21 protein-coding genes and 1 pseudogene are annotated in these 25,525 nt (G+C 62.3%); 7 read left to right on the top strand and 15 right to left on the bottom strand.

Annotated features, from left to right (window positions below; genetic code table 11):
* The first annotated feature begins 55 nt into the window (after positions 1-55).
* Both PYR71_RS24610 and PYR71_RS24605 read left to right on the top strand, forming a co-directional pair.
* Complete coding sequence (locus PYR71_RS24610) at positions 56-1,597, top strand: DHA2 family efflux MFS transporter permease subunit (RefSeq protein ID WP_275621208.1); 1,542 nt, start codon at positions 56-58, stop codon at positions 1,595-1,597.
* A 101-nt stretch (positions 1,598-1,698) separates the two neighbouring features.
* Positions 1,699-4,983 carry a GH36-type glycosyl hydrolase domain-containing protein gene (locus PYR71_RS24605; protein WP_275621207.1) on the top strand — a complete coding sequence of 1,095 codons (3,285 nt, stop codon included), beginning with the start codon at positions 1,699-1,701 and terminating at the stop codon, positions 4,981-4,983.
* A 3-nt stretch (positions 4,984-4,986) separates the two neighbouring features.
* Here PYR71_RS24605 and PYR71_RS24600 read toward each other — a convergent pair whose 3' ends face one another.
* From PYR71_RS24600 to PYR71_RS24580, 5 genes are all read right to left on the bottom strand, one after another.
* Entirely contained in the window at positions 4,987-5,733 is a 747-nt protein-coding gene (locus PYR71_RS24600; protein WP_275621206.1) for a FadR/GntR family transcriptional regulator, read from the bottom strand.
* Positions 5,734-5,859: 126 nt separating this feature from the next.
* Complete coding sequence (gene kduD / locus PYR71_RS24595) at positions 5,860-6,624, bottom strand: 2-dehydro-3-deoxy-D-gluconate 5-dehydrogenase KduD (RefSeq protein ID WP_275621205.1); 765 nt, start codon at positions 6,622-6,624, stop codon at positions 5,860-5,862.
* Entirely contained in the window at positions 6,621-7,457 is an 837-nt protein-coding gene (gene kduI, locus PYR71_RS24590) for a 5-dehydro-4-deoxy-D-glucuronate isomerase (protein WP_275621204.1), read from the bottom strand. The genes kduD and kduI overlap by 4 nt, the downstream gene beginning before the upstream one ends.
* A gap of 588 nt (positions 7,458-8,045) precedes the next feature.
* A complete protein-coding gene (locus PYR71_RS24585) occupies positions 8,046-8,192 on the bottom strand; it encodes a DUF1127 domain-containing protein (RefSeq protein ID WP_004669789.1) in 147 nt (48 codons plus the stop codon).
* A 184-nt stretch (positions 8,193-8,376) separates the two neighbouring features.
* Positions 8,377-9,357, bottom strand: a complete 981-nt coding sequence (locus PYR71_RS24580; protein WP_275621203.1) for a 3'-5' exonuclease — start codon at positions 9,355-9,357, stop codon at positions 8,377-8,379.
* Between the two features lie 115 nt (positions 9,358-9,472).
* Between PYR71_RS24580 and PYR71_RS24575 the strand changes: the two genes are divergently transcribed.
* Together PYR71_RS24575 and PYR71_RS24570 are read left to right on the top strand one after the other, a co-directional pair.
* The gene (locus tag PYR71_RS24575) at positions 9,473-10,741 is read left to right on the top strand and encodes a flavin monoamine oxidase family protein (protein ID WP_275621202.1); all 1,269 of its coding nucleotides are present in this window, start codon (positions 9,473-9,475) and stop codon (positions 10,739-10,741) included.
* A gap of 225 nt (positions 10,742-10,966) precedes the next feature.
* Complete coding sequence (locus tag PYR71_RS24570; protein WP_275621201.1) at positions 10,967-11,998, top strand: aldo/keto reductase; 1,032 nt, start codon at positions 10,967-10,969, stop codon at positions 11,996-11,998.
* Between the two features lie 97 nt (positions 11,999-12,095).
* Here the strand turns inward: PYR71_RS24570 and PYR71_RS24565 are convergent, their stop codons facing one another.
* The gene (locus PYR71_RS24565; protein ID WP_275621200.1) at positions 12,096-13,880 is read right to left on the bottom strand and encodes a trimethylamine N-oxide permease; all 1,785 of its coding nucleotides are present in this window, start codon (positions 13,878-13,880) and stop codon (positions 12,096-12,098) included.
* A 246-nt stretch (positions 13,881-14,126) separates the two neighbouring features.
* Between PYR71_RS24565 and PYR71_RS24560 the strand changes: the two genes are divergently transcribed.
* The 3 genes and pseudogenes from PYR71_RS24560 to PYR71_RS24550 all read left to right on the top strand — a co-directional run bounded on the left by PYR71_RS24560 (position 14,127) and on the right by PYR71_RS24550 (position 17,414).
* Complete coding sequence (locus tag PYR71_RS24560) at positions 14,127-16,496, top strand: trimethylamine N-oxide demethylase (protein ID WP_275621199.1); 2,370 nt, start codon at positions 14,127-14,129, stop codon at positions 16,494-16,496.
* Positions 16,497-16,735: 239 nt separating this feature from the next.
* A pseudogene (locus PYR71_RS24555) lies at positions 16,736-16,995 on the top strand (hypothetical protein).
* A 38-nt stretch (positions 16,996-17,033) separates the two neighbouring features.
* Positions 17,034-17,414, top strand: coding sequence for a DUF6481 family protein (locus PYR71_RS24550; RefSeq protein ID WP_275621198.1), 381 nt, complete (start codon positions 17,034-17,036; stop codon positions 17,412-17,414).
* A 37-nt stretch (positions 17,415-17,451) separates the two neighbouring features.
* On the opposite strand, the gene minE is transcribed toward PYR71_RS24550, so the two are convergent.
* The 9 genes from minE to PYR71_RS24505 form a co-directional block, all read right to left on the bottom strand.
* Complete coding sequence (gene minE / locus PYR71_RS24545) at positions 17,452-17,712, bottom strand: cell division topological specificity factor MinE (RefSeq protein WP_097582326.1); 261 nt, start codon at positions 17,710-17,712, stop codon at positions 17,452-17,454.
* A complete protein-coding gene (gene minD / locus PYR71_RS24540) occupies positions 17,709-18,524 on the bottom strand; it encodes a septum site-determining protein MinD (protein ID WP_097582328.1) in 816 nt (271 codons plus the stop codon). Before minD ends, minE begins: the two co-directional genes overlap by 4 nt.
* Before the next feature lie 31 nt (positions 18,525-18,555).
* Complete coding sequence (gene minC / locus PYR71_RS24535) at positions 18,556-19,281, bottom strand: septum site-determining protein MinC (RefSeq protein ID WP_275621197.1); 726 nt, start codon at positions 19,279-19,281, stop codon at positions 18,556-18,558.
* Positions 19,282-19,491: 210 nt separating this feature from the next.
* Positions 19,492-20,094, bottom strand: a complete 603-nt coding sequence (locus PYR71_RS24530) for a methyl-accepting chemotaxis protein (protein ID WP_275621196.1) — start codon at positions 20,092-20,094, stop codon at positions 19,492-19,494.
* A 162-nt stretch (positions 20,095-20,256) separates the two neighbouring features.
* Positions 20,257-21,594 (bottom strand): trimethylamine monooxygenase, encoded by a 1,338-nt coding sequence (locus tag PYR71_RS24525; protein WP_275621195.1) that lies wholly within the window; start codon positions 21,592-21,594, stop codon positions 20,257-20,259.
* Positions 21,595-21,697: 103 nt separating this feature from the next.
* The gene (locus PYR71_RS24520; protein WP_275621194.1) at positions 21,698-22,738 is read right to left on the bottom strand and encodes a heme-dependent oxidative N-demethylase family protein; all 1,041 of its coding nucleotides are present in this window, start codon (positions 22,736-22,738) and stop codon (positions 21,698-21,700) included.
* 24 nt (positions 22,739-22,762) lie between these two features.
* The gene (locus PYR71_RS24515) at positions 22,763-23,728 is read right to left on the bottom strand and encodes a PDR/VanB family oxidoreductase (RefSeq protein WP_275621193.1); all 966 of its coding nucleotides are present in this window, start codon (positions 23,726-23,728) and stop codon (positions 22,763-22,765) included.
* Positions 23,725-24,330, bottom strand: a complete 606-nt coding sequence (locus PYR71_RS24510; protein ID WP_275621192.1) for a dimethylamine monooxygenase subunit DmmA family protein — start codon at positions 24,328-24,330, stop codon at positions 23,725-23,727. The genes PYR71_RS24515 and PYR71_RS24510 overlap by 4 nt, the downstream gene beginning before the upstream one ends.
* A gap of 11 nt (positions 24,331-24,341) precedes the next feature.
* Positions 24,342-25,475, bottom strand: coding sequence for an aminomethyl transferase family protein (locus tag PYR71_RS24505; protein WP_275621191.1), 1,134 nt, complete (start codon positions 25,473-25,475; stop codon positions 24,342-24,344).
* Positions 25,476-25,525 lie beyond the last annotated feature (50 nt).

The following is a 25,525-nucleotide window of genomic DNA, read 5'->3' as shown; positions in this document are numbered from 1 at the left end:
ATCGTTTCGATCGCAAACATGACAGCTTGGATGCCGCGGCCGGTGGGATCGTCGCATGTCGGTTGAAGTTGAAGCTGCTCGTCCGGATCGAACGCCCGCCATCGTCTGGCTCGGCTTCCTAGCGATGTGCGTCGGCATGTTCATGGCCATCCTCGACGTCCAGGTGGTGGCGACGTCGCTGCCGACCATCCAGTCGGCGCTCGAGATCGATCCGGATCAGATGAGCTGGATACAGACGGCCTATCTCATCGCCGAAGTGATCGCGATCCCGCTCACCGGGCTCTTGACGCGGCTCCTGACGATGCGATGGCTGTTCGTTGCCGCCATCACCCTGTTCGTGATTGCGTCGGCGGGCTGTGCCGCCAGCGGCAGTTTTGGCACGCTGGTCGCCTGGCGGGTGCTGCAGGGTTTTTCCGGGGGGACGCTGATCCCCTCGGTGTTTTCGGCCGTGTTCATCCTGTTCCCGAACAAGCGGCAGGCGCTTGCGACGACGATCGCCGGCGTGCTGGCGGTGCTGGCGCCGACCATCGGGCCGATCGTCGGCGGATGGCTGACCGAAACCTATTCCTGGCACTGGCTGTTCCTGATCAACATCCTTCCGGGCATTGCCTCGGCAGTGCTGGCGGCCCGCTTTCTGCCGCGGCAGGCGGCCGACTCGTCCGAACTCCGGCATCTCGACGCCGTGTCGCTTGTCCTGATGGCGGCGGCGTTGACGAGCCTGGAACTCAGCCTGAAAGAGGCGCCGACCAGCGGCTGGACTTCGGCCTATGTGCTGAGCCTGCTGGCGGTCTGTCTTGTGTCGGGAGGCGCCTTCATCGGCCGGACACTACGCCGGCGCCGGCCGATCGTCGATCTCGGCAATTTCGCCGATCGCAACTTTCTCGTCGGCTCGGTCCTGAGTTTCGTGCTTGGCATCGGCCTTTTCGGCTCGGTCTACCTCATGCCGGTCTTTCTCGCTTTCGTCAGGGGCCACGATGCGCTCGAAATCGGCATGACGATGCTGGTCACCGGCATTGCGCAGCTGATCACCGCGCCGGTCGCCGTCGCGCTGGAGAAGCGCATGGATGCGCGGCTGCTCTCGGCTGTCGGTTTCGCCATGTTTGCGATCGGGGTCGGCATGAGCGCCTTTCAGGACCCGCGTTCGGACTACGACGCGATGTTCTGGCCGCAGGTCGTGCGCGGCGTCGCCATCATGTTCTGCCTGCTGCCGCCGACGCGGCTGGCGCTCGGCACGCTGCCGGCCGATCGCATTCCCGATGCCAGCGGGCTTTTCAATCTGATGCGCAATCTCGGCGGCGCGATCGGCATCGCCCTGATCGACACCATCATCTACACGCGCTCGGAACCGCTGGGACAAGGTCTATGGGCGCGCCTTCAGGCCGGCGACATCGGCGCGGCAGCTTTCGTCGGCGCACCGCTTCAGGCCATATCGGGACATAATGGCAGTTTCGATGCCGATACCACCGCGTTGCTCGATCCGCTGATCCAGACGGCGGCAATCGTTCAGGCCATCGATGAAGCCTGGATGGTCGTCGCCATCCTGACCGGCTGCGCGCTGCTGTGCGTGCCCTTCGCCAGGCGGCCGGCGCCGGGGTGAAGATCGTCACGACCGCTTGCCGATCTGCCGGCCACCGGTAAGATTTCTCTCGATTTGCGCCATCCTCTGATTCCCCTCTGACATCAATCGACGAGACCTCAATGGCCCCCAACCGGACGCACAGCTTGCAAATGCCACGACGCGAAGAGCTTGGCCTCTTTGCGATCAGCAACGGTTCCGGCCTGACGATATCGGTGCTGCCGAACGGGACGCTGTTTGCCATCGACTATGCCGACGACAAGGGATCGGTGCAGGTCAACCAGATCCAGGGCTCGCCGCTCATCGGCGGCATCGGCCGCCTTTATCTGCGCGTCGGCGGCGCCCGTCCCGATGTCGTCGAGATCGTCGGGCCGCGTGCCAAAGGCAGTTTCGCCTATGATGCGACGAGCTTCTCCTGGAGCGGCAAGACAGGCGATATTGCTTACGACGTCCGCCTCGCGCTTCACTCTTCCGAAACGGCATGGTTCTGGCGTGCCTCGATCCGGCATCTGATGGATGGCACGCTGCCGGCGGATCTGGTGCTGATCCAAGATGTCGGCCTCGGCGACCGCGGCTTTCTGATGAACAGCGAGGCCTATGCCTCGCAATATGTCGATCACCACATTGCCGACCACAAGGCCTATGGCTGCGTCGTGATCAACCGGCAAAATCTCAAACAGTCGGGCGGCCGCAATCCCTGGCTCGCGCAAGGCTGCCTCGACGGGGCTGTCGCCTATGCCACCGATGCGATCCAGCTGGTGCAGGCAAAGAGCCGGCTCGACGACCTGCTGGTCGGCGCCTTCGGCACGCCGCTGCCGAGCGAACGGCGCCAGCAGGAGACCGCCTGCCCTGCCGTTCAATCGAGATCGCTGTCGGTCACACCAGATGGCGCGACGGCGACGTTCTTTGCCCTGTTCGCCGCCGATCATCCCGAGGCGTCGAGCGATGCCGATCTTTCGCGGCTCGACGGCATCGAGCTGCCGGACGATGCTGTAGCTCGTCCGGAAGCGGCAGCGCCGGTTCGCAGCCTGCTCCAGGACGCTCCTCTGCTGGAAGTCGAGACGCTGGATAAGGCGATCGGCCGGCTGTATCCCGAGCGGAGCCTGGAAGAGCGTGGCCACGGAAAGCTGCTTTCCTTTTTCGTGCCGGACGGTGCTCTCAACCGCCACGTCGTGCTGCGCGACAAGGAGCTCGTCGTCGCGCGGCGCCACGGCGCGATCGTCCGAAGCGGCCAGAACATGTTGCTTGACGATGCCACGCTTGCCGCCACCTGCTGGATGCAGGGCATTTTTGCTGCGCAGCTGACGATCGGCAACACCTCCTTCCACAAGCTCTTTTCCGTCTCGCGCGATCCCTACAATCTGACGCGCGCCAGCGGACTGCGCATCATGGCGGATGTCGGCGCGGGCTGGCAGCTTCTGGCGGTGCCGTCGGCTTTCGAGATGGGTTTGAGCGACTGCCGCTGGATCTATCAATGCCCGGAGCACACGATCATCGTGACGGCCGTCGCCTCCGGCGAGGATGCGGCGATGCAATGGAGCGTTTCCGTCGAGGGCAAGCCGTGCCGCTTCCTGGTCTTCGGTCATGTCGTGCTCGGCGAGCGCGAATATGACGCCGGCGGGCAGATCGACTTCGACCCCTCGCGCAAGCGCGTCTCCTTCCGGCCCGACCCCGCCTGGCTCTGGGGCGGGCGTTACCCCGATGCCGCCTATTGGCTGGTGAGTTCGACGCCCGATGCCATCGACGAGATCGGCGGCGACGAGCTGCTCTATACCGACGGCCTTGCGCGCAACGGCGCTTTCGTGGCGCTGCGCTCCCGGCCGACCCAGGCCCTCTCCTTCGCCGTCGTCGGTTCGATGACCGATGCGGACGACGCCGAGCGGCTGGCGCAACGGTATGAGGCCGGTGTTAGCGAGGAAGCCATGCTCGCCCCGGCATCGACATTCTGGCGCAACGCCGTGCGCGGCATGCGGATTGCCAGCGCTTCGCCCGATCTTGCCGCCCAGGCGACCCTCCTGCCCTGGCTTGCACATGACGCCATCGTGCATCTGAGCGTGCCGCATGGATTGGAGCAATATACGGCTGCTGCCTGGGGCACGCGCGACGCCTGCCAGGGGCCGATCGAATTCCTGCTCGCCTATGAGCATGACCGCGAGGCCAGGCAAGTGCTGAAAACGGTCTTCAGCGAACAGTACCTTGATAAAGGCGACTGGCCGCAATGGTTCATGCTGGAGCCCTATGCCAACATCCGGGCGGGCGACTGCCACGGCGATATCATCATCTGGCCGTTGAAGGCGCTGTGCGACTATATCGAAGCGACCGGCGATCTCGCCATTCTCGACGAGAAAGTGTCCTGGCGCGATGAAAAGACCATGCAGAAGGCGCCCGGGGCCGACACCATTGCCGTCCATGTCGAGAAGCTGCTCGATACCGTCCGCGAACGCTTCATCCCGGGAACCCATCTGATCCGTTATGGCGAGGGCGACTGGAACGATTCGCTGCAGCCCGCCGATCCGCATCTGCGCGACTGGATGGTCAGCAGTTGGACCGTCGCCCTGCTCTACGAGCAGATCGTTCGTTATTCCGCCATCCTGCGCCGCCTCGGTCACAAGGGCAAGGCCAAGGCGCTGAGCAAGATCGCAATGGCGATGCGCCGGGATTTCAATCGCCATCTCGTGCGTGACGGCGTCGTTGCCGGCTACGGCATCTTCGATCCCGCCCATGACGGCGTTGAATTGCTGCTGCATCCAAGCGACACGCGCACCGACCTGTCCTTCTCGCTGATCGCGATGACGCAGGCGATGCTCGGCAAGCTGTTCACGCCGGCGCAGAGGCGCGATCATATGCGGCTGATCGAGGAGCATCTGCTTTTCCCCGACGGCGTGCGGCTGATGGAAAAACCAGCGACCTACGCCGGTGGGCCTGAAACGCTGTTCCGCCGGGCCGAATCCTCCTCCTTCTTCGGCCGCGAGATCGGGCTGATGTATGTGCATGCGCATCTGCGTTATTGCGAGACGCTTGCCATCGATGCTGCGGCCGACGCGCTCTGGACGGCGATCGCCATCGTCAATCCGATCGCCGTCACGACGGCCTTGCCGCATGCTTCGCTGCGCCAGCGCAATACCTATTTCAGCAGCAGCGACGCGGCCTTCCATGACCGCTATCAGGCGGCAGATGATTGGGGGCGCGTCAAGGCCGGAAACGTCGCCGTCGATGGCGGATGGCGCATCTATTCAAGCGGCCCCGGCCTCTACACCAGGAGCTTCGTCGAAAATATCATAGGTTTCAAACGGCGGTTCGGCCGGCGCCGGCGCAAACCGCTGCTGCCGGCGGCGCATGCCGCCCTCGATCTGCAGACGGATCACGCTGCCTGGCGGCGGTTAATGAAGCCGAAGCCGCAGATTTGAAATTCAGGTCGGGTTGGTCGCGTCGCGCAGCTCTTCGAAGCGCGCCGCACTCTTCGACAGGTGGCTGCGGATCGCGCGACGCGCGGCCGCTTCGTTGCCATCGCGGATCGCCCCGAAGATGGCGTGGTGTTCCCTGCGCATGCGGGCGGCATGGCGCTGGCGCTCCAAGCCCGTCATCTTGTCGAGACGCGCCCATTGGCGCGGCACCATAATATCGCCGAACGTGTCGAAGAGGCGGCTGTAATAGGAATTCTGCGTCGCGACCAGGATCGACCTGTGGAAGGCGTAATCCTCCTGCGCGCCGTAGCCGCCCTTCTCCAGCGCCTTGTCGAGGGCGTCGAGGCGGTCCTGCATGCGCTCGATGTCCTCCGACGTACGCCGCAGCGCGGCAAGACCGGCGGCTTCATATTCGACCCCGATGCGCAGCTCCAGCACACGCAGAACCTCATCGATCGACTGCAGATCGTTGGGGATGATCGAGAAGGATCGCGGGTTGGGATCGTTCGAAACGAAGGCCCCCAGGCCCTGATGCGTGGTGATCAGGCCTTTGGCACGCAGCGTGGCGAGCGCCTCGCGCACGATGGTCCGGCTGACGCCGGTCGCCGCCATGATCGCCTGTTCGGTCGGCAGCCGCTGGCCCGGCTTCAGGTCGCCGGATTCGATCTGCGCCATCAGCGTATCGGCAAGGCCGCTGCGCAGGTTCGGCGGCTGGCGAATGGTGGTGAAGAGCGCGTTGTCCTTGTCCGTCATCCCGATCGAAATCCTGCCTGTCGAGGTGGCTCCGCCGACCGCTGTCCCTTTGCTAACGCATGCCGACGGGAAAGGCAAAACGACGTGCGGCTTGGCGGCTCAATATCGGTCACACGGTGACGCGGATCACCGCGCCAGCCAGCCGCCATCGACGGGCAGCACCGTCCCATGCACATAGTCGGATGCCGACGATGCCAGGAAGACGGCCGCACCGCCGAGTTCATCGGGCTTCCCCCAGCGCCCGGCCGGAATGCGGGCGAGGATGGCGGCATTGCGATCCGGATCCTCGCGCAGCGCCGTCGTATTGTTGGTGACGAAATAACCCGGCGCGATGGCGTTGACGTTGACGCCCTTGCCGGCCCATTCGCAGGCAAGCAGCTTGGTCAGGCCGGCAAGGCCGCTTTTCGAGGCGGTATAGGAGGGGATGCGGATGCCGCCCTGGAAGGACAGCAGCGAGGCGATGTTGATGATCTTGCCCCTGCCCTTGTCGACCATGTGACGGCCGGCCGCCTGCGACAGGAAGAAGGCCGTCTTCAGGTTGACGTCGATCACCGCGTCCCAGTCTTCCTCGGTGAAGTCGAGCGCATCGGCGCGGCGGATGATGCCGGCATTGTTGACGAGAATGTCGAGGTCGCCGAAGGTCTGGATGGCCTCGGCGACGATCCCCTTGACCGGTTCGATGGTGCCGAGATCGGCCTTGATGACATGGAAGCGGCTGCCCGCTTCCTTCACCAATGCTTCGGTTTCGTCCATCGAGGAGCGCCCGACGGCGACGATCGAAGCACCGGCCGCAGCCAGCGCGGCCGCGATGGCCTGGCCGATCCCGGTATTGGCACCGGTGACGACAGCCGTCTTGCCGGAAAGATCGAAGGGATTGGCCACGGCGCTCACCTCAGATCCGCAATGGCGATGTGGTCCATGTCGGTGAAGCTCTTGTTGTCGCCGGCCATCGCCCAGATGAAGCTGTAATTCTTGGTGCCGGCGCCTGAATGGATCGACCAGGGTGGCGAGATGACCGCTTGCTCGTTGGCGACAAGCATATGCCGGGTCTGCTGCGGCTCGCCCATGAAGTGGAAGACGCGCTGCTCGGCTTCGAGATCGAAATAGAGATAGGCTTCCATGCGCCGGTCATGTGTATGGGCCGGCATGGTGTTCCAGACGCTGCCCGGCTCGATCATGGTGAAGCCCAAAGTGAGCTGGCAGGATTGGCAGACCTCAGGGTGGATGAACTGGTAGATCGACCGCTTGTTGGCCGTCGCGGCTTCGCCCGGCGACAGGTGGCGGGCCTTTTCGCGGGTGAGCAGCACGGTCGGATGCGTCTGATGGGCCGGCGTCGAGACCAGATAGAACTTGGCCGGATTGTCGGCATCCACGCTTTCGAACCTGACGTCCTTGGCGCCCTTGCCGGCATAGAGGCAATCATATTTGGCAAGATCGTAGCTGGTGCCGTCGACGATGATGCGGCCGGCGCCGCCGATATTCAGGGCGCCGAGTTCGCGCTCGGCAAGGAAGGTTTCCTGTCCGATCGCCGTCGGCGCCGTCAGCGTCAGCCCGGCGCCGAGCGGAGTGGCGCCGCCGATGACCATGCGGTCGTAATGGGAATAGGTCAGCCGGATCTCGCCGCCTTCGAAGACGGTTTCCACCAGAAAGTGACGCCGCAGTGTTTCGGTGTCGTAACCGCGCACGGCCTCGGGATGGGAGGCGTGCCTCACGTCGATCTGCATGTCAATTTTCCTTCAGCTTCATTGTCGTCAGGCGGTACCGCTATTGCGGAAAGCGGGTCATATCGGACGTTTTCCGCCGCGGTGGTATCCGTCTGGTTACATAGTTGTACGACAAGTTCGGTGTCAACAGCTTTGTCCGCGCTTGCCTTAAAGACAGGGGAGGCGGCAGGAGCATTCAAGCAGAGTTGAGAACCAACAGGAGAATTTGCCTGGGATTGATGACGACATCCCCATCGCAAGCGGCCGCTCTCGGCGCGGTCCGGTGGCCAAAACGAAAAAGCCTGCCGCGGGAGGAGGTGCGGCAGGCTTTTCGAAAAGAACCGAACGACAGCTGGGAGGAAAAGTGCTGTCATTCCCGCAGGCGACCTTGGGAGGAGAATGGGCGCCTGCATATCGAAGGGATGCGGGAGGAGATGCATCCCTTCGATGGAAATAATCATACTTATTTTATGCCCAGTTGATAGGCATTTCTTTGCAAGGCAGCCATGCATTATGCGAAATGCTCATGGCTCGCGACGCAAAAGCAAAGCGCCCGCTCGGAAGAAGCAGGCGCTGGGCAAGGCTCGAAGAGAGTCGTCTGTCAGGCCGTTAGCGGCCGATGGCCGCACGGGCGATGGAGCGGATTTCGCCGCGGCCGATGCCGAGGTCGTCCAGTTCGCGCGTGGTCATACGGCCCAGTTCAGCGACCGTCTGACGGTACTTGCGCCAATTGTTGAAAGAGCGTGCTACGTTCATGATGATCCCCTTTCCGTGGGCTTTCGAAGCCTAGCTGCCAGTCCTTGGCGCTTCGTTCGCTTCGATGAGCCGTATATAATATGAGCCCCGTGATTGTTGCAGCGCCAATGCATCACTGCACCTATGCGGCTCTTGCATGGGTCGCGTCGGGAGGGTTTTGTTCAGGATCCGAACCGCTTCGCGGTCAGAGTTTGAAACGATCGAAGGCCGTCAGCCGCACGGTCGGCGGATCCGCCTCTCTCCATCGGTAGATTTCCGAGCGCAGATAGGAGAGTTCGTCACCGAGCTCGTCTTCGCCGACTTCGATCCACCAGGACTTCAGGCGGCCGTCGCTTCCGTCAGACCAGCGATAGCCCCTCGCCTTCAGATGGTCCTTCATTTCGAACGGGCTGTGTTCGGCGAAGATCCGGATGCGCGAGCGGTGGCTGGCCCGGTACAGTTCGGCAAACGGGCTTTCACCCTCACCTTGCTGCCGGTCGAGGATTTCCAGGAGCGCGTGGCAGTCGTCCACCGCGCGATGGCCGTCATGGAAATAACCGGCCTGGCCGACGAGATAGCCGAGCTTGGTGCCCTCGAAGCCGCGCGCGCTCCAGTCGATTTCCGACACCGAACATGCCCAGGCCTTGCCGGTGAAAAGCGTCGAGAAGGCCTCGCAGAACGGCCGGTCGAAACCGGCATTGTGGGCGATGATCAGATCGGCCGGTTCGATCAGATCGCTGAGCGACCTGATGTCGATCACCTGTCCTTCGACCATCGCATCGGTGATCCCCGTCAGCCGGGTGACTTCGGGCGGGATCGGCCGCGACGGCTGCTGCAGGCCGCCATAGATGCCGACGATATCGCCGACCGTGCCGTTGTCGGCGAATGTGAAGGCGACGGCGCCGATTTCGATGATTTCGTCGCTGCGATGGTTGAGACCGGTCGTCTCCGTGTCGAGAACGACGCCGAGCCGCGGATATTCCGGCCGCCTGACAGGGGCAATCGGCCGGGCGGTCAGTTTCCTGAGGATGCGATAGTTGCCGCTTTCTTCAAGTGCGCGCGCCATGTCTTCATCGGAACGGGCGTCCGGCTGCGACGGCGGCCGGCGCGAAGGAGCGCGCGCCTTGGCGACCGCCGGCGATGGCCTGGCAAACATGTCGAGTTGCGAATCTCTCTGCACGCTCATCGGACCTGTATGTCACGCGAAGGCGGTTTAATCCATGGCGCGGCGCGCTATCCCCAGCCCTTGTCTTTTATCGAGATGAAAGTTTAGCTGAGCCCGAGCAGCCAAAGGAGAAGACATGTCCGGTGATAATGGCAAAGGCGCCGACGAAGACGTCGTCATCATCGGCGGTGGCGCAGCCGGCATTGCCGCCGCTCGGCGCTTCCAGGCGATTCGTCCGGATCTTTCGATTCTCCTGCTGGAAGCCGGCGACCGTCTCGGCGGCAGGGCCTGGACGGTGGGATTGCCGGGCGCAGCCGACGTCGCGCTTGATCTCGGCTGCGGCTGGCTGCATGGGGCGCGGACCAATGCCTGGACGGCGATTGCCGAGAAGGTGGGGTTGACGGTCGATCGCACGCCGGCGCCCTGGAACGGCGGGCGGCGGCTTCAGCGGGATGGCGTCGACATCCATGCCGCGCAGGAGGCGATCGGCGGCTATTTCGAACGCCTCGACAGCCATGAAGGCGATGATGCGGATCTGGCGGCTGTGCTCGAACCAGGCAATGCCTGGAACGGCCAGATCCGGGCAATCGGCACCTATATCACCGGCGCCGAGTTGGAACTCTCATCGATCGTCGACTACACCAGATACGATCCGGGGCCGGGCCCGGACTGGCGGGTGCGCGAGGGCTACGGAACATTGATCTCGCTCTACGGGGGGCCGGTTCCGGTAAGGCTTGGAGTCGAAGTCGGGAGCATCGATCACCGTCACGCCGGCCGGGTCGGCATCGAGACGAACCAAGGCGTGCTGAGCGTCCGCGCCGTGCTGGTCACCGTTTCGACGAATGTGCTTGCCGCCGAAAAGATCGCCTTCGACCCGCCCTTGCCTGATAAAACGCAGGCGGCCGCCCGTTTACCGCTCGGGCTGGCCGACAAGCTCTTCCTCGGACTTGCCCATCCGGAGGCGCTGCCGGCTGATACCCATATGCTCGGCTCCATCAGCAGCGGTGCAACAGGCACCTATCAGCTCCGCCCTCTCGGCGCTCCTGTTGTCGAAGCCTATTTCGCCGGCGATCTGGCGCACCATCTGGAGCGGGAGGGAAAAGAGGCCGCCTTTGCCTTCGCCGCCGATGAATTGGCCGGGCAATTCGGCGCGGACATCCGCAAGGAGTTGTCGCTGGCGGCGATCTCCGCCTGGGCCGCCACCCCCCATATCGGCGGGTCCTATTCCTATGCCGAGCCCGGCGCCTCCGATCAGCGGGCGGTCCTCGCAGCACCACATGAGGGGCGAATATTCTTTGCAGGCGAAGCCTGTTCGCGCTCGCGTTACTCGACGGCGCACGGTGCCTATGAGACCGGTGTCGCAGCCGCGGACCTGATCGCCGCCTCGTTCTCGAAGAATCCGTAATCGTCGCCGGCTGCGCGGCAGGCGGGAATATGTTTTCCCACTTGTGGCACGGGCGGGATTGGTTATGCTGCCCTCGCCCCTGCGCTGGATGAGCCCAGGGCGCCATACGTCATCCGGCGGCAGAGGCCGCCTCAAGCTCGATATTGTCATTAGATTGCGGAAGCCGCGGCTTCTGCCCCGGCGATTTTGCGCGTCGGCTACGGGTATCCGCATGAGGAGGAATAAATGGATTATCGCAAGCTCGGTCCCAGCGGGGCCGTCGTCACCGCCTACTGCCTGGGCACCATGACCTTCGGCGCGGAGGCCGACGAAGCGGCCTCGCACAAGCTGCTCGACGATTATTTCGCCTGGGGCGGCAATTTCATCGATACAGCCGATGTCTACAGCGCCGGCAAGTCGGAAGAGATCATCGGCCGCTGGCTGAAGGCGCGCCCGACCGAGGCCCGCCAGGCGATCGTCGCCACCAAGGGCCGGTTTCCGATGGGCAACGGACCCAACGATATCGGCCTGTCGCGCCGGCATCTCGGCCAGGCGCTCGATGATTCGCTGCGCCGCCTCGGCATCGAACAGATCGATCTCTACCAGATGCATGCCTGGGACGCGCTGACGCCGATCGAAGAGACGCTGCGTTTCCTCGACGATGCGGTTTCCTCTGGCAAGATCGGCTATTACGGCTTCTCCAACTATGTCGGCTGGCACATCGCCAAGGCGTCGGAGATCGCCAAGGCGCGCGGTTATACGCGTCCGGTGACGCTGCAGCCGCAATACAGCCTGCTGGCGCGCGACATCGAGCTGGAGATCGTTGCCGCCTGCCAGGATGCCGGCATGGGCCTGTTGCCGTGGTCGCCGCTCGGCGGCGGCTGGCTGACGGGCAAGTACAAGCGTGATCAGATGCCGACCGGCGCCACACGCCTCGGCGAGAACCCCAATCGCGGCAGTGAATCCTATGCGCCGCGCAATGCCCAGGAACGCACCTGGGCGATCGTCGGCACGGTCGAAGAGATCGCCAAGGCCCGCGGCGTCAGCATGGCGCAGGTGGCGCTCGCCTGGACGGCGGCGCAGCCGGCCGTCACCTCGGTCATTCTCGGCGCCCGCACGCCCGAACAGCTCGCCGACAATCTCGGCGCCATGAAGGTCGAGCTATCCAACGACGAGATGGCGAAGCTCAACGAGGTCAGCGCGCCTCAGCCCTTCGACTACCCCTACGGCAAAGGCGGTATCAACCAGCGCCACCGCAAGATGGAAGGCGGCCGCTGAGCTTCGGTCTATAAGCAACAAGCTGTCAAAGATCTGCAGCCACCAACGAAAAAAGCCGCCATGTTTTTTCATGGCGGCTTTCTGCTTGGGAGGCGATTTAGGCCGGAAGCTGGAAGATCACGTTGGCGATCAGGACGATCGCCAGGCCGCCGGCGAGTGCCAGATAGGGCAGCATACCGGCTTTCTTGGCGCCGAGATCCCGGCCGACTAGTCCGAGATCCTCCATTGCGCCTGCCGGAAACTTGCCGCCGTCGCGCACATAGTGGCGATAGGCGAAGACCGGCAGGATTAGGGCGGCGAAGATGAAGCCGACCCAGAGTGCGTTGGAATAACCCCAGACCTTGGCGCCGGCGCCGAGGAACAGTGCGTTGACGAAGGCGAGCACGGTGTTGAGGCCGATCAGCCAGGTCGGCGCCTTCCAGGGGCGTTCGATGTGGCCGGAATCCATCCGATGGATCCAGCCGGAATTGAGGTTCAGGAAGTTGAAGATGATGTAGCCGACATTCGAGACGGCAAGCACGAAGAAGTAACCGCCGGTATCCGAGGCAATGGCCAGAAGGAAGAGGTTGAAGGCGAAATCGGTCCACATCGCCCGCGTCGGGGCGCCGTTTTCGTTGACGTGGTCGAGATATTTCGGCAGCCAGCCGTCCTTCGAGCCTTGGTAGAGCGTGCGCGAGGAACCGGCCATCGCCGTCATGATGGCGAGGAAAAGCGCCATGATCATCAGCACGACGAGCAGTTGGGTGACGACGCGGCCAGCGCCGATCAGGCCGCCAAGCGCTTCGGCAACGCCGGTGCCGTCGACGATGCCGGGCGCGAGCATGCCCGCATGGCCGAGAACGCCCTGGAATGCGAAGGGCACGAGGAAGAAGAAGAGACAACAGGCAAGGCCGGAATAGAAGATCGCCTTGAAAGTGTCGGTCTTCGGATTCTTGAGTTCGCGGGTGTAGCAGACGGCGGTCTCGAAGCCGTAGGTCGACCAGGCGGCGATATAGAGGCCGCCGAGGAAGAGCGTCCAGCCGCCGTTGCTCCAGGTACCGTCGGCGCCGGAATAAGCGGCCGTCGGCGGCACGAGGCCGGTGACGTTGGCTGCAAGGATATGGCCGCTGACGATCGGGTAAAGGCCGATGATGAGCAGCGGCACCAGCACGATGATTGCCAGCCACTTCTGCACGCTTGCCGTCTCGGAGATGCCGCGATGCTGGATCGCGAAGATGATCAGCATCAGGATGCCGCCTATGAAGAAGGTGGCGTTGACATTGGCGGTGGCAAGAAAGGGAATGCTGAAGCTGACGAGCGACCAGCTGCGGATCCACGGTGTCAGCGCAGCGACGCCGTCGGTGCTCAACAACGCTTTGACGGCGTCATCCGGTGTCGTGCCGGCATGGGCCGCAATATATTCGGCGACGCGGGGGCTATCGGCCGTGATGGACGCGGCATGCGCGGAGATCCAGTCGAGGACTATCTGCGAATCTGCCGCCGGGATGGGGAAGAAGGCATTGAGGATATAACCGGCGGCGATGGCGCAGCCGAGCGATAGCACGGGCGACCAGGCAAACCAGTTGCACCAGACGGACAGCGGCGCGATGAACTTCGAATAACGCAGCCATGCTGTAGCGCCATAGACCGAGGCGCCGCCGGATTTGTTGGCGAACATGCCGGCGATTTCGGCATAGGTGAAGGATTGCAGGAAACCCATCGCCATCGAAATAATCCAGACGAGGAAGGCCAGCTTGCCCGTCGTGCCTGCGATGCCGCCAATGGAGAAGAGAACGAGCGGCGGCACGCCCGCGGCCACCCAGAATGCGCCCTTCCAGTCGAGCGCACGTATAAGCTTACCTTCGGTGCCGGATGCGATTCCGACCTCCACAACATCTGTCATCGGTGAAATTCCCCATTCGATTGTTCCGGACGTATCTCTGTACGTCTCCCTGAACGTGTCTCCCTGACAGTCTCAAGCCCGCTCGGATGATTATGGTGATCCGCGCTCCCGACGGATTCTCCGAGTTGAACTATTGATGCATAGTGAAGATATTTTCTTTTTAGTCAATATCACTTTACTTTCCACAGGCATTTTGTAACCTGTATGGGCGTATGCCGAAGGGCATGCCGATCCCCCGAGGGTAGAATGCGAGAACTTCATCCTGTTGTGCCGGGCCCACGAACGGTCGCTCCGAGCCTTGTGCGTTATCCCGGCACCCCTGCCCTGCCGGAGGGGACGGAGCGCTACAGGGCAAGGGGCGGCGGATCGGTCGTCGTGCGTGTCGAGCCGGGAGATTGCGTCAGCGTTATCGACAGCGAGGGCGGACAGGTTTGCGAGATCTCCTTTGTCGATGAAAAAGGCCGCTTCCTGGCAACGGGCCTCGGAACGGCATTCGGCAATTCAGCCGAGGATTTGAAGGCCATTCTTCAAGAAGACGATGAGAGTGCTGCCCGTACGCGAGCAGCACTTCAGCGGCGCGGCGCCGATCTTGCGGCGGCTGGAGCGCTCAGCATCTTCGGGGCGGGATCGAGCGCGGGCAGCCGGGCGGAATTCACGATTTCCATGAAGGGACTGCTGATCGTCGCAGCACCCGCCGGCGCCATGTCGCCGGAGGCGCAGGACACGGCGACGCCGATCGAGATCCGGATCAAGCGAAGCCTGCTGATCCGCGACTATGCCGCCGCCCTGCCGGAACCGGCGGCCGATCCGATCGAGGATATCCGCATCCGGGCGGCGAGCGCCGCCGCCTATTTCGTCCGCGCCGGCGAATTCATCCAGATCATCGATGTCTATGGGCGCCAGTGCACCGATTTCCAGGCCTTTGCCGCCCGCAAGGTCGACAAGGGCCTCGATCTCGCGCTCGATTCGACCGTCACCCGCACGCTGCTCGGCCGCAGCTATCCCACGCCCGGCCTGCCGTCCAAGGCTTTCGACCGCGACTTCGAGCCGCTGGTCGAGATCGTCCAGGATACCGTCGGCCGACACGATGCTTTCGCAACTGCCTGCAATTCACGCTATTACGACGACATGGGTTATCCCGGCCACGTCAACTGCACGGATAATTTTAATGCGGCGCTGGCGCCTTACGGCATTGCCGGGCGCAAGGGCTGGGAAGCGCTGAATTATTTCTACAACACCAATATCGACCACAACAACCAGCTTTATCTCGACGAACCCTGGTCGCGCCCCGGCGATTACGTGCTGATGCGGGCGCTGACCGATCTCGTCTGCGTCTCCTCGTCCTGCCCTGACGATATCGATGCGGCCAACGGCTGGAATCCGACGGATATCCATGTGCGCACCTTTTCCGGAAAAGAGAAATTCTCACGAGCGCTAGCCTATCGAATGACCCCAGATGCCGACGCAGAACTGACGCGCGAAACCGCCTTCCATCCCCGCCTCTCCGCCTTGACGCGGGACTATGCTGAATATCGCGGCTACTGGCTTCCGAACCGCTTTTCCAGCGACGGGCCGATCGAGGAATACTGGGCCTGCCGCGAGCGCGCCGCGATCATCGATCTCTCGCCCTTGCGAAAGTTCGAAGTGACGGGGCCGGATGCCGAGGAGCTCTTGCAATATTGCCTGACGCGCGACGTGCGCAAACTTTCGACCGGCCAGGTCGTCTATTCCGCCATGTGCTATGAAAATGGCGGCATGATCGACGACGGCACACTCTTCAGGCTCGGCGACAAGAACTTCCGCTGGATCGGCGGCGATGATTTCAGCGGCATTTGGCTGCGTCAACAGGCCGAGAAGAAGGGTTTCAAGGCCTGGGTCCGATCATCTACCGATCAGCTGCACAATATCGCCCTGCAAGGCCCCAGGAGCCGGGATATCCTGAAGGAGATCATCTGGACGGCGCCGCGCCAGCCCGAGATCGGCGAGCTCGAATGGTTTCGCTTCACCGTCGCTCGCATCGGCGGCTTCGAGGGCGCGCCGGTGGTGATCTCGCGCACGGGCTATACCGGCGAGCTCGGCTACGAGATCTTCTGCCATCCGAAGGATGCATTGACGGTGTTCGACGCCGTCTGGGAGGCAGGACAGCCGCATGGCCTGAAGCCGATGGGGCTGGAGGCGCTCGACATGGTCCGCATCGAGGCGGGCCTGATCTTCGCCCATCACGAATTCACCGACCAGACGGATCCGTTCGAGGCCGGTATCGGCTTCACGGTGCCGCTGAAATCCAAGCAGGACGATTTCATCGGCCGCGAGGCGCTGATCCGGCGCAAGGAGCACCCGCGCCTTTTGCTCGTCGGCCTCGACATCCAGGCCAACGAGGCGGTCGGCCATGGCGATTGCATCCATATCGGCCGGGCCCAGGTCGGCGTCGTCACCAGCGCCACGCGCTCGCCTGTTCTCGGCAAGATGATCGCGCTCGCCCGCGTCGACGTGATGCATGCAAGCCCGGGCACTGAAGTCGAGATCGGCAAGCTGGATGGCCACCAGAAGCGCCTGCCGGCGACCATCGTGCCACTTTCCCATTACGACCCGCAGAAGACGCGGCCGCGCTCGTAAAGCGCATCGCAAGCTTTTAGATTCGTTCCCTACGCCCAGGTCGTTGTTTTTACGCATGTCGCGGTCGCAAGCCGCTGCACAGCTTTTCGCGACAGGCTTAAAATGGGATGATTTATACCGGATTGGCACAAAATCCTGAAACCTGTTCTGAATTGAAGAGTTGGAACAGGATAATGTCGTTCGAAAAGCGCAGCTTTTCGCCGTCATGCTCTAAGCAGCGTATGAAACGCGGAACGGATATGACAGAGACACTCAGCAAGGCACGCAAGCAGGCGGAGATCGCCTTCGGAAAGGCACAGTCGGAGTTCATGGCGCGAAGCCGTGCGGTGGAGGTGGTCGATCCAACCGTGCGCGCCCGCGAGGAAAAGACGTTGAGGTTACGCCAAGCGCGTGAGGCCAAGGAGTTGCAGGATCGCTTGGCCGCAGCCACCGTCCTGCCGAGAAGCGAAAAAGAATATCTGACGCTGGATCGGATGATTTTCTGCCTGGATTGGCCTAATATCGTCCAGGTTTGTGTCAAACAGTCAGGAAACAGGTTTGAAAAACAGCAGAAACAACGAGCTTGCCGATCGTCGCGGCGCAGCTGCCGAAGCCAAGGCGGCTCTTCTCAATGCCTATCGCAGCGCCAAGGAAGTGGCCGAACCCACTCGGCTCGCAAAGCAGGCAGAGCGTCAGGCCATAGCGGCGGCCAGGGAAGAACGGCGCGCTGAGCGGGAACGGGTAAAGCTTGAGGAGCAGGCGCGGGCTCAAGCCGCGGAAGCAGAACGTCAGGCTGCTGCCGAGGCCGTGGCCCGGGCCGATGTCGACGCGCGCGAAGCGGCGGACAAAGACCGGATCGCTCGCGTGATTGCGGATGAAGCCGCGCGAAAGGCCGCACGCGACCTCCGTTACGCCAATCGAAAAGCCAGAAAGTCGTAATTGCCGGCGCTGCCTGTCACAACGGCAGCGCCGTCTTTCAAGCAGCCTGTACGGCTGCATTCAGCGGGATTTCCACGTCGATTTCTAGGGTCGAGACGAATTCGTTGCGGTCGATCGTCACCTGCACCTTGTCGTGGTCGAGCTGCACGTGCTTGGCGATCACTGCAAGGATTTCCTCGCGCAGCAGAGAGACCAGGTCCGAGCCCGTCGAAGAGCGCTCATGGGCGAGAAGCACCTGCAGGCGTTCGCGCGCGGCAGGGGCGGTTCTCTGCTTGTTGAAAAGACGGAAAATATTCATGCTGCCCTCCGTCCGAAGAGTTTACCGAAGATATTCCGCTTTTCCTCAGGGATCGCCATTGGCAATGTCTCGCCGGCGAGCCGGCGGGCGGCATCGAAATAAGCCATAGCAGCCGGGCTGCGGCTCTCGGCCAGCGTTACCGGCGCACCGATATTGGATGCGCGCAGGACGTCCATGCTTTCCGGCACAATGCCGAGGAGCGGGATCGAAAGGATCTCCAGGACGTCGTCGACCTTCAACATGTCGCCGCGTTCGGCGCGGTTGGCGTCGTAGCGGGTCAGCAGCAGGTGCTTTTCCATCCGCTCGCCGCGTTCGGCCTTGGCGGTCTTGGCGTCGAGCAGGCCGATGATGCGGTCGGAATCGCGCACCGACGAGACTTCCGGGTTGGTGACGACGACGGCAACGTCGGCATGGCGCATGGCAAGTGTCGCGCCGCGCTCGATCCCGGCAGGGCTGTCGCAGATGATCCAGTCGAAATAGCGCTTCAGGTCGTTGATGACGCGCTCGACGCCCTCGGCCGTCAGATTGTCCTTGTCGCGAGTTTGGGAGGCCGGCAGCAGGAACAGCGTCTCCAGCCGCTTGTCGCGGATCAGCGCCTGGGTGAGCTTCGCGTCACCCTGGATGACGTTGATCAGGTCGTAGACGACCCTCCGCTCTGCGCCCATCACGAGGTCGAGATTGCGCAAGCCGACGTCGAAATCGACGACGACGACCTTTTCATTGCGTTGCGCCAGGGCCGCTCCCAAAGCGGCGGTCGAGGTCGTCTTTCCGACCCCGCCCTTGCCTGACGTGACGACGATCACTTTCCCCATTTCTCTCTCCTTTGCCGTGGCCGCAGCCGGGTCAGATCAGTTTTTCCGCCATGATCGCGTCCTCTTCGAGCCAGAGCTGGACAGCCTGTCCACGAAGATTGGGGGCCATGTCTTCCGCCATTTTGTAGATGCCGTCGATTGCGACGAGCTCAGCCTCGAGCTTGCGGCAAAAGATCCGTGCCGATGCGTTGCCGATGGAGCCGGCCATGGCCCGGCCGCGCAACGCGCCGTAGATATGGACGGAGCCGCCGGCAATCACCTCGGCGCCCGAGGCGACCGAGCCAACGATGGTGACGTCGCCTTCCGGGAAGATCACCGACTGTCCCGAGCGCACCGGTTCCCTGATGACGATGGATTGCGTTGTCGCTACCGGGCGGGTGTCGGGCGCTGCCGGCTTGGCCACCGGATCGGCAGGTTCATTCGGCTGAACCTCGATGTCGGAGGCGGAGCGGCCGCCTTTCAGCGCCGGAGGCATGCCCGCGCCGAGAATCGACGGCCGGGCGCCCTCGATTCCCATAATGCTGACATTGCGCTTAGCAAGTTCGGCGATGAGGTCCTTCAGCTGCGGCCGGTCGATTTGCAGGTCCGTCAGATCGAGCACGACAGGCCGTCCGAGGAAGAAGCCGGCCGAACGGGCAGCCAGATCGTCCAGTCTGGTCAGCCAATCATCGATCGGCAGATCTGGGGACAGCATGACCGCCAGGAAAGAGCGGCCCTTGATGCGGATAGAGCGAGCGTCTGTTAGCACTTTGGTCATCTATGTGAAGAAATCGTTGACCATGTCTACCGCCGGTATGGTTAACAAAAGGTTAACGCGGCCTGAACATTACATGCAACGACAGGAGGTTTTTCGTGGGCGGGATCATGCCAAGTGATTGGAATTGCGGCGCGATTATAAGATGCTCGGCACAGTTAACCGGACGGCTTTCATCGCGAGCCGCAAATTCAACCGTCGCCTGGGTAACGCTCAGCCTTGCGCCTTGCGTTGGGCGTCGGAAATGGCGCGTGCGGCCTCTTCCGAGGAGTTGGCGAGCGTGCGCATCTCGGCGGCAAGCACTGCAAAGCCTGACCCAGCCGTGCCGGCACGGGCCGCCTCGATGCCGGCATTGACGGCGAGCAGCTTCAGGTAGCGCAGCGATTGCAGGATCTCGTTGGTCTTCGAGGCGGTGACGCGCATGTCGGCGGTCTGTTCGTCGATTCGCTGATAGAGCGATTCGATATTGATGATGCTGCCCTCGAGATAGAGAAGTTCACCCTTCTCGTCCCAGATTCCGCCACCGGTCTCGGTCACCCAAATGAGATGGCCCCTGGCGTGGCGGATGCGGTATTCCATCGTCCAGTCCGTCCGCCCCTCGAGTGCCCGCCCCACCACATCGTCCATCAAAGGCACGTCTTCCTCGTACATGATCGAGGTGAAAGTCCGTGTCTTGTTGCCGATGATTTCGTCGACGGGGTAACCGAAGATCCGCTCGATGCCGTTGGTCATCTCAAGCATCGTGTAGTTTTCGTCGGCGCGGCAGCGGTAAAGAAAACCGCTCATGCGCCCGAGAATGCTTGTTTGAAAATCCATGATGGCCTCGCTCGAAAGGAGGAGTTGCGAATTGGATTACGCACTTCACTTTAAAAGTTGGAAGGCCGCAGCGAACGGCTCTCTTCCTGCCATGCGGTGCCGTAGCACTTTGAATTTGCCGCATATCGGTTCGGATCTCATAAATTATGCGGCATCCCGCCATCAGTTGCGCAGATATTCCTCCATGGAATCGTCGAGCGCCTCGACCCACGGTGTATGATGCGTCGGCGACATGTTGCCGGTCATCAGCGACCGGTAGGCATGATCGCGGAAGCCCATGATGTTGTGGGCCTTGTGATGTTCCCATTCCATGAAGGTCCGGTTGGTGCCTTCGATGTCGAAGGAGGGATAATCGGTCTCGGCGAGCAGTTCCTTCACGTAATCGCCCTGATACCAGATCATTTGCTCGGCATCTTCGAGCGTCTCCTCGCGCGCCCTCCACATGTCGAAATTCGCCTTCAGTTCCTCTTCCGGCGGCAGGGTGATGCGGCCCATCATCACGTCGCGTGCCCACCAGGCCTGAACGTCGAACATGTTGAAAGTATAGAACTGGTCCTGCATGCCGATATAGAAAAGCTGCGGGTTCTTGTCGAAGATCACCCCCTTGTAGAGGCTGTCAGCCCACAGGCGGTTGGCCGTCTTCAGCCGGAGATCGTCGGGCAGGAAGGGGAAATGGTGCTGGTATCCGGTGCAGAGGATCAGGGCATCGACTTCCTTGCTCGACCCGTCGAGGAAATGCGCCGTGCGGTTTTCGAGCTTGGTCAGCAGCGGCCGTTCTTCGAAATTCTCCGGCCATTTGAAGCCCATCGGCTTTGAACGGTAGCTCGTCGTCACCGATTTCGCGCCGTATTTCCAGCACTGCGAACCGATGTCTTCGGCCGAATAGCTGCGGCCGACGATCAGGATGTCCTTGCCCTTGAACTCGAGGGCGTCGCGGAAATCGTGAGCGTGCAGCACACGGCCGTTGAAGGTCTTCACGCCCTCAAAATAAGGCACGTTCGGCGTCGAGAAATGGCCGGTCGCAACGACGATATAGTCGAATTCCTCGTCATACATCCGGTCTTCGATGCGGTTATGCGCCGTTACCGTGAATTTCTTCGAGGCCTCATCGAAGCGGACCATGCGCACCGGTGTGCTGAAGCGCACCCAGTGGCGGACATTCGCCTTCTCGACGCGGCCCTTGATATAATCCCAGAGCACGGCGCGCGGCGGATAGGAGGCAATCGGTTTGCCGAAATGCTCCTCGAAGGAATAGTCGGCGAATTCAAGGCATTCCTTCGGGCCGTTCGACCAGAGATAGCGATACATGCTGCCATGGACCGGTTCGCCATATTCGTCGAGGCCGGTGCGCCAGGTATAGTTCCAGAGCCCGCCCCAGTCCGACTGCTTTTCGAAGCAGACGATCTCCGGGATTTCGGCGCCCTTCTGGGCGGCCGATTGAAAGGCGCGCAGCTGCGCCAGCCCGGAAGGACCGGCACCGATGACGGCTACTCTTGTCATGAAGCATTCCCCTCTTGATTAAATGGCATCGTTCCCCGGATAACTCCTCGACCTGAAATCGAAGACGGATAATCCAGAAATTCAACGTATTACGGTAATTCTCTCAGTCCGGATAAATACCCGGGCTGGTCGGAGCCCCGTCGTCGTATCTGGAAAGCCAGTCGATTGTCGTCTCGCGGTAACGGGTGAGTCCCTTGTAGTCGATGAGCTCCGGCGGCAGCGTCTTCAGCACCCGCGGGAAGCGCCGCGCCCATTTCGGCACGGTGACGAGTTCTTCCATGTTCATCAGGTAGCAGCGGATGACGAAGAGGATGGCGTTGGAGCGCGGCAGGCGCCAGAGGCTTTGCAGCTCAACCCGCAGATGCACCTTCTCGCCGACATTCTCCGGCGTCACCGTCGTGCGGTCGGGCCCCCATTTGTGATAATTCTCCGGGCTGGTGTCGAGCCGCGGATTGATCGTCATCGTCCAGTTGAAGCGCCGTGTCGGCTTGCCCTGCTGCAGGTTCAGAAGGAATTTCAGCGCCCGGTCGAAGATGCCGATCTGATGGGCCAGCGGCACCGGCCCGTGCCATTCCATGAAGTTCATGCCGATGTCGAAATCGAGCGACCAGTCGGCCTGTGTTGTCACCATGCCGGCATCCATCCACAGATTGCCGTCGCGCTGATCGACGATGCAGAAATCGCCCTGGGCCTGGCGGGTGATATATTCGAAGGGCTCATAGGGCAGCGTCGAGGTATCGCCGAAGGTGAAGCTGTCGTCGACGCCGAGCGGCCGGTTGATCCAGCGCCACTGGTCGCCGTTGCGGATCAGCGTGAAATGGTCGGGGTAGCCCGCCGCTTGCTCTTCCATCAAAAGCTCGAGCGTATCCCATTGCGCGCTCATCATGTGCGGCAGCGCCTGGTAGCGCAGCGGATCTTCCTTCAGCACCAGGGCCCGATCCTGCATCTCGGCGACGTAATGCTCGTCGACATCGATCAGGTTTTCGTAGACGGTTCCCGCCCGGCCGCGCACATGCGGTTCCATGTTGACCGAATACATGTATTCGTCGCGGTCGAAGGGAAACGGGAAACGACGGATATTCCCAGGGCTGTTCCGGTAGCTGAAATCGTCCCGGAATGTTTCTTGCTTGAAGGCGATTGCCATGTCCGGTCTCCTTTTTCGATGCCGTCAGAGATCAAGATGCAGCGTGTTTCCCTCGAAGCGGGAAACACAGATCATCACCTTGCTGCCGGATGCCTTTTCTTCGCTTGTCAGATAGACGTCGTTGTGCAGCAGTTTGCCCTCGCAGACGGCGACCGCCGTTTCGCATTGACCGCAGGCGCCGCCGCGACAGAGGAAGGGGGCGTCGACGCCGGCCGCCTCGATCGCCTCCAGCATGCTTTCGTGATGGCCGACCTTCACGGTCTTGCCGGAGCGTAGAAGCTCAATCGTGAATGGCTTCCCGGGCAGAGAGGAAAGAAACCGTTCCGAATGCAGGTTCTGCTCCGGCCAGCCGGCATCGAGCCCCGCATTCATCACGCCGTCGATCATGCCGGAGGGGCCGCAGACATAAAGATGCGTGCCGAGCGGCTGGCAGTCGAGCAGGCGTGTCAGCGGGATGGCGCCGCCTTCGGCGTCGCAATAGAGCTTGATGCGATGCGGACCGTAGCGCTCCAGGAGTTCCCGCCAGTAGGCGCCGCGGTCGCGCGTTCGGATGGCATAATGCAGCTCGAAGGCGGCGCCCTCGCGGGAAAACTGCTCCATCATCGCAATGAAAGGGGTAATGCCAATGCCGCCGGCGATCAGAAGATGCTTGCGCCCGCGCCAGTCGGGCTGGAAGAGGTTGACGGGATAGCTGACCTTCAGCTCGTCGCCTTCGCTGACCTTCTCATGCATGAAGGTGGAGCCGCCGCGCGAATCCTCGACATGCAGCACGCTGATTTCGTAGGCCGCGCAGTCGTGCGGGGGAGACATCAGCGAATAGGCGTTGCGGCGCATATGGCCGCAATCGTTCATCGAGACGACAATATGGGCGCCGCCGGAAAAATAGGGCATCGGCCCGCCATCCAAACGCTCGAAGCGGAAACGCTTGACGCGCTCAGCGATCGGGGTGATCCGCGCTACGCGCACGGGAATTTCAGTGCCGCCGCTCAAAGGAACAACTCCTTTGGCTGAGGCGCGCTGCCGGGCTCTTCCGCGTCGATGTTGACGCCCTGGAATGCGGCGAGTCGCCGCGAATAGTGATCGCGGACGAGAAGCGTCAGCCCGCAATGGCTGCAGGCGAAGGGGCTGGTGGTGACGTCGTCCGTGATGCCCTTGCAATGGACGCATTGCACCCGCCTGGCCAGCGAGCCGCGATGCTCGGTGATGATGGAGGGGTGGTCCATGCCGTAGTCAAGCGCCACGAGCATCGCCTGGCCGATGAAGCCCTCCGTGCCGGAGATATAAAGCCGAGTGCCCATATGGGCCGTGGCGAGGGATCCCTTCAACCGGAAGAGCAGCGTTGCGATCGTCGGCGCCGTGAAGAACATGTCGGCGCCGAGCCGGCGCAGCGTCTCGTCGAGGCCGGACCCTTGAGAACCGCGGGCGACATAGAGGATCTCGCTGCGGGAAAGAGCCGTTTCGTCAAGCGCCGGCTGCTGATCGAGGAGAGCCTTGGCGCCCTCCCCTTCGAGTGCGAAAATGTGCCGCCGGGCGCGCGGCTGGATGGTCAGGCCCTTATAGACTGGTCGGCTCTTGATGCCCGCGACGAGCATTGGCGTGCTCCTTAACCTACGGCCGTCCGCTTCTTCTTTTCCGGATCGTCGAAGGGAAGCGTATGGGCGGTGGCGGCTGCCTTGACGATCTTGCCGCGGACTTCGAGTTTTGTCCCGTGCACCGCCTTGTCAACATCGAGGCGGGCGATCGCCATGGATTTCCTCGTCAGTGAGGAATAGCTCGGGCAGGTGATGACTCCGACCTTCTTGTCGCCGGCAAAGACCTCGTCGCCGAGATTGGCCGGTCGGTCGGCGTCGATCAGCATGCCGAAGATCTTGAAGCGCTCCTTGCCCTTGAGACGGGCATGTTCCTCGGCGCCGCGGAAGCCCGTCTTGCCGGGGCTGACGGTGAAGTCGAGGCCGAGTTCCCAGAGACTGTCGCCGGGCGGCTGATCGGCGAAGGGATACATTTGCGAATTGTCGTAGGGGTAGAACAGAAGGTAGCTTTCGACGCGCAGCATGTCGAGGACCGAGAAGCAGCAGGGGATGATGCCCATCTCCTTGCCTTCCCAGACGATCCTGTCCCAGACCATAACGGCGTCCTGGCCGCGCACGAAGATCTCGTAGCCGCGCTCGCCGGTATAGCCGGTGCGCGAGATCATCACGGGCGCGCCGAACAGCGTCGTCTGCATGTGGTGGAAATATTTGAGGTCGCGGATGCCGGGCACATATTTGGCGAGGTAATCGACCGCCAGCGGACCCTGCAGCGACAGGTCGTGCAGGTCGTCGTCGAAGAGCACCGCGCAATTGCGGCCCGCCGCCTGTTTGACGACTTCCTCGTGGCCGGAGCCGGAGCCATGCACGAGCATCCAGGAATTCGGGCCGGTGCGATAGACGATGCAATCGTCGGTGAACTGGCCGCGGTCGTTCAGCATGGTCGCGTAGACCGAGCGGCCGGGATAGATCTTCGTCAGGTCGCGGGTGGTGATGTAGTCGAGGACGGCGATGGCGTGCGGGCCGACCAGGTGCACCTTCTTCAGCCCCGAGACGTCCATGATGCCGGCCTTGGTGCGGACCGCGACATGCTCTTCCGACATGTCCTTCTCGTAGGTCCAAGCGGTTCCCATGCCGCTCCAGTCTTCGAGCTTCGATCCCAGAGCGCGATGCCGATCCGCCAAGGCGGAGAAACGCCATGATAGAGCCATTTCCGTTCCCTCTTATTTCCTCTACGGAATATTTATTTCCTGACTATATA

The sequence above is a fragment of the Rhizobium mulingense genome, from assembly GCF_029194105.1.
Taxonomy (GTDB): Bacteria; Pseudomonadota; Alphaproteobacteria; order Rhizobiales; family Rhizobiaceae; genus Rhizobium; species Rhizobium mulingense.
The sequence above is the reverse complement of the archived record's forward strand: the minus strand, read 5'-3'. Positions and strand labels throughout refer to the sequence as shown.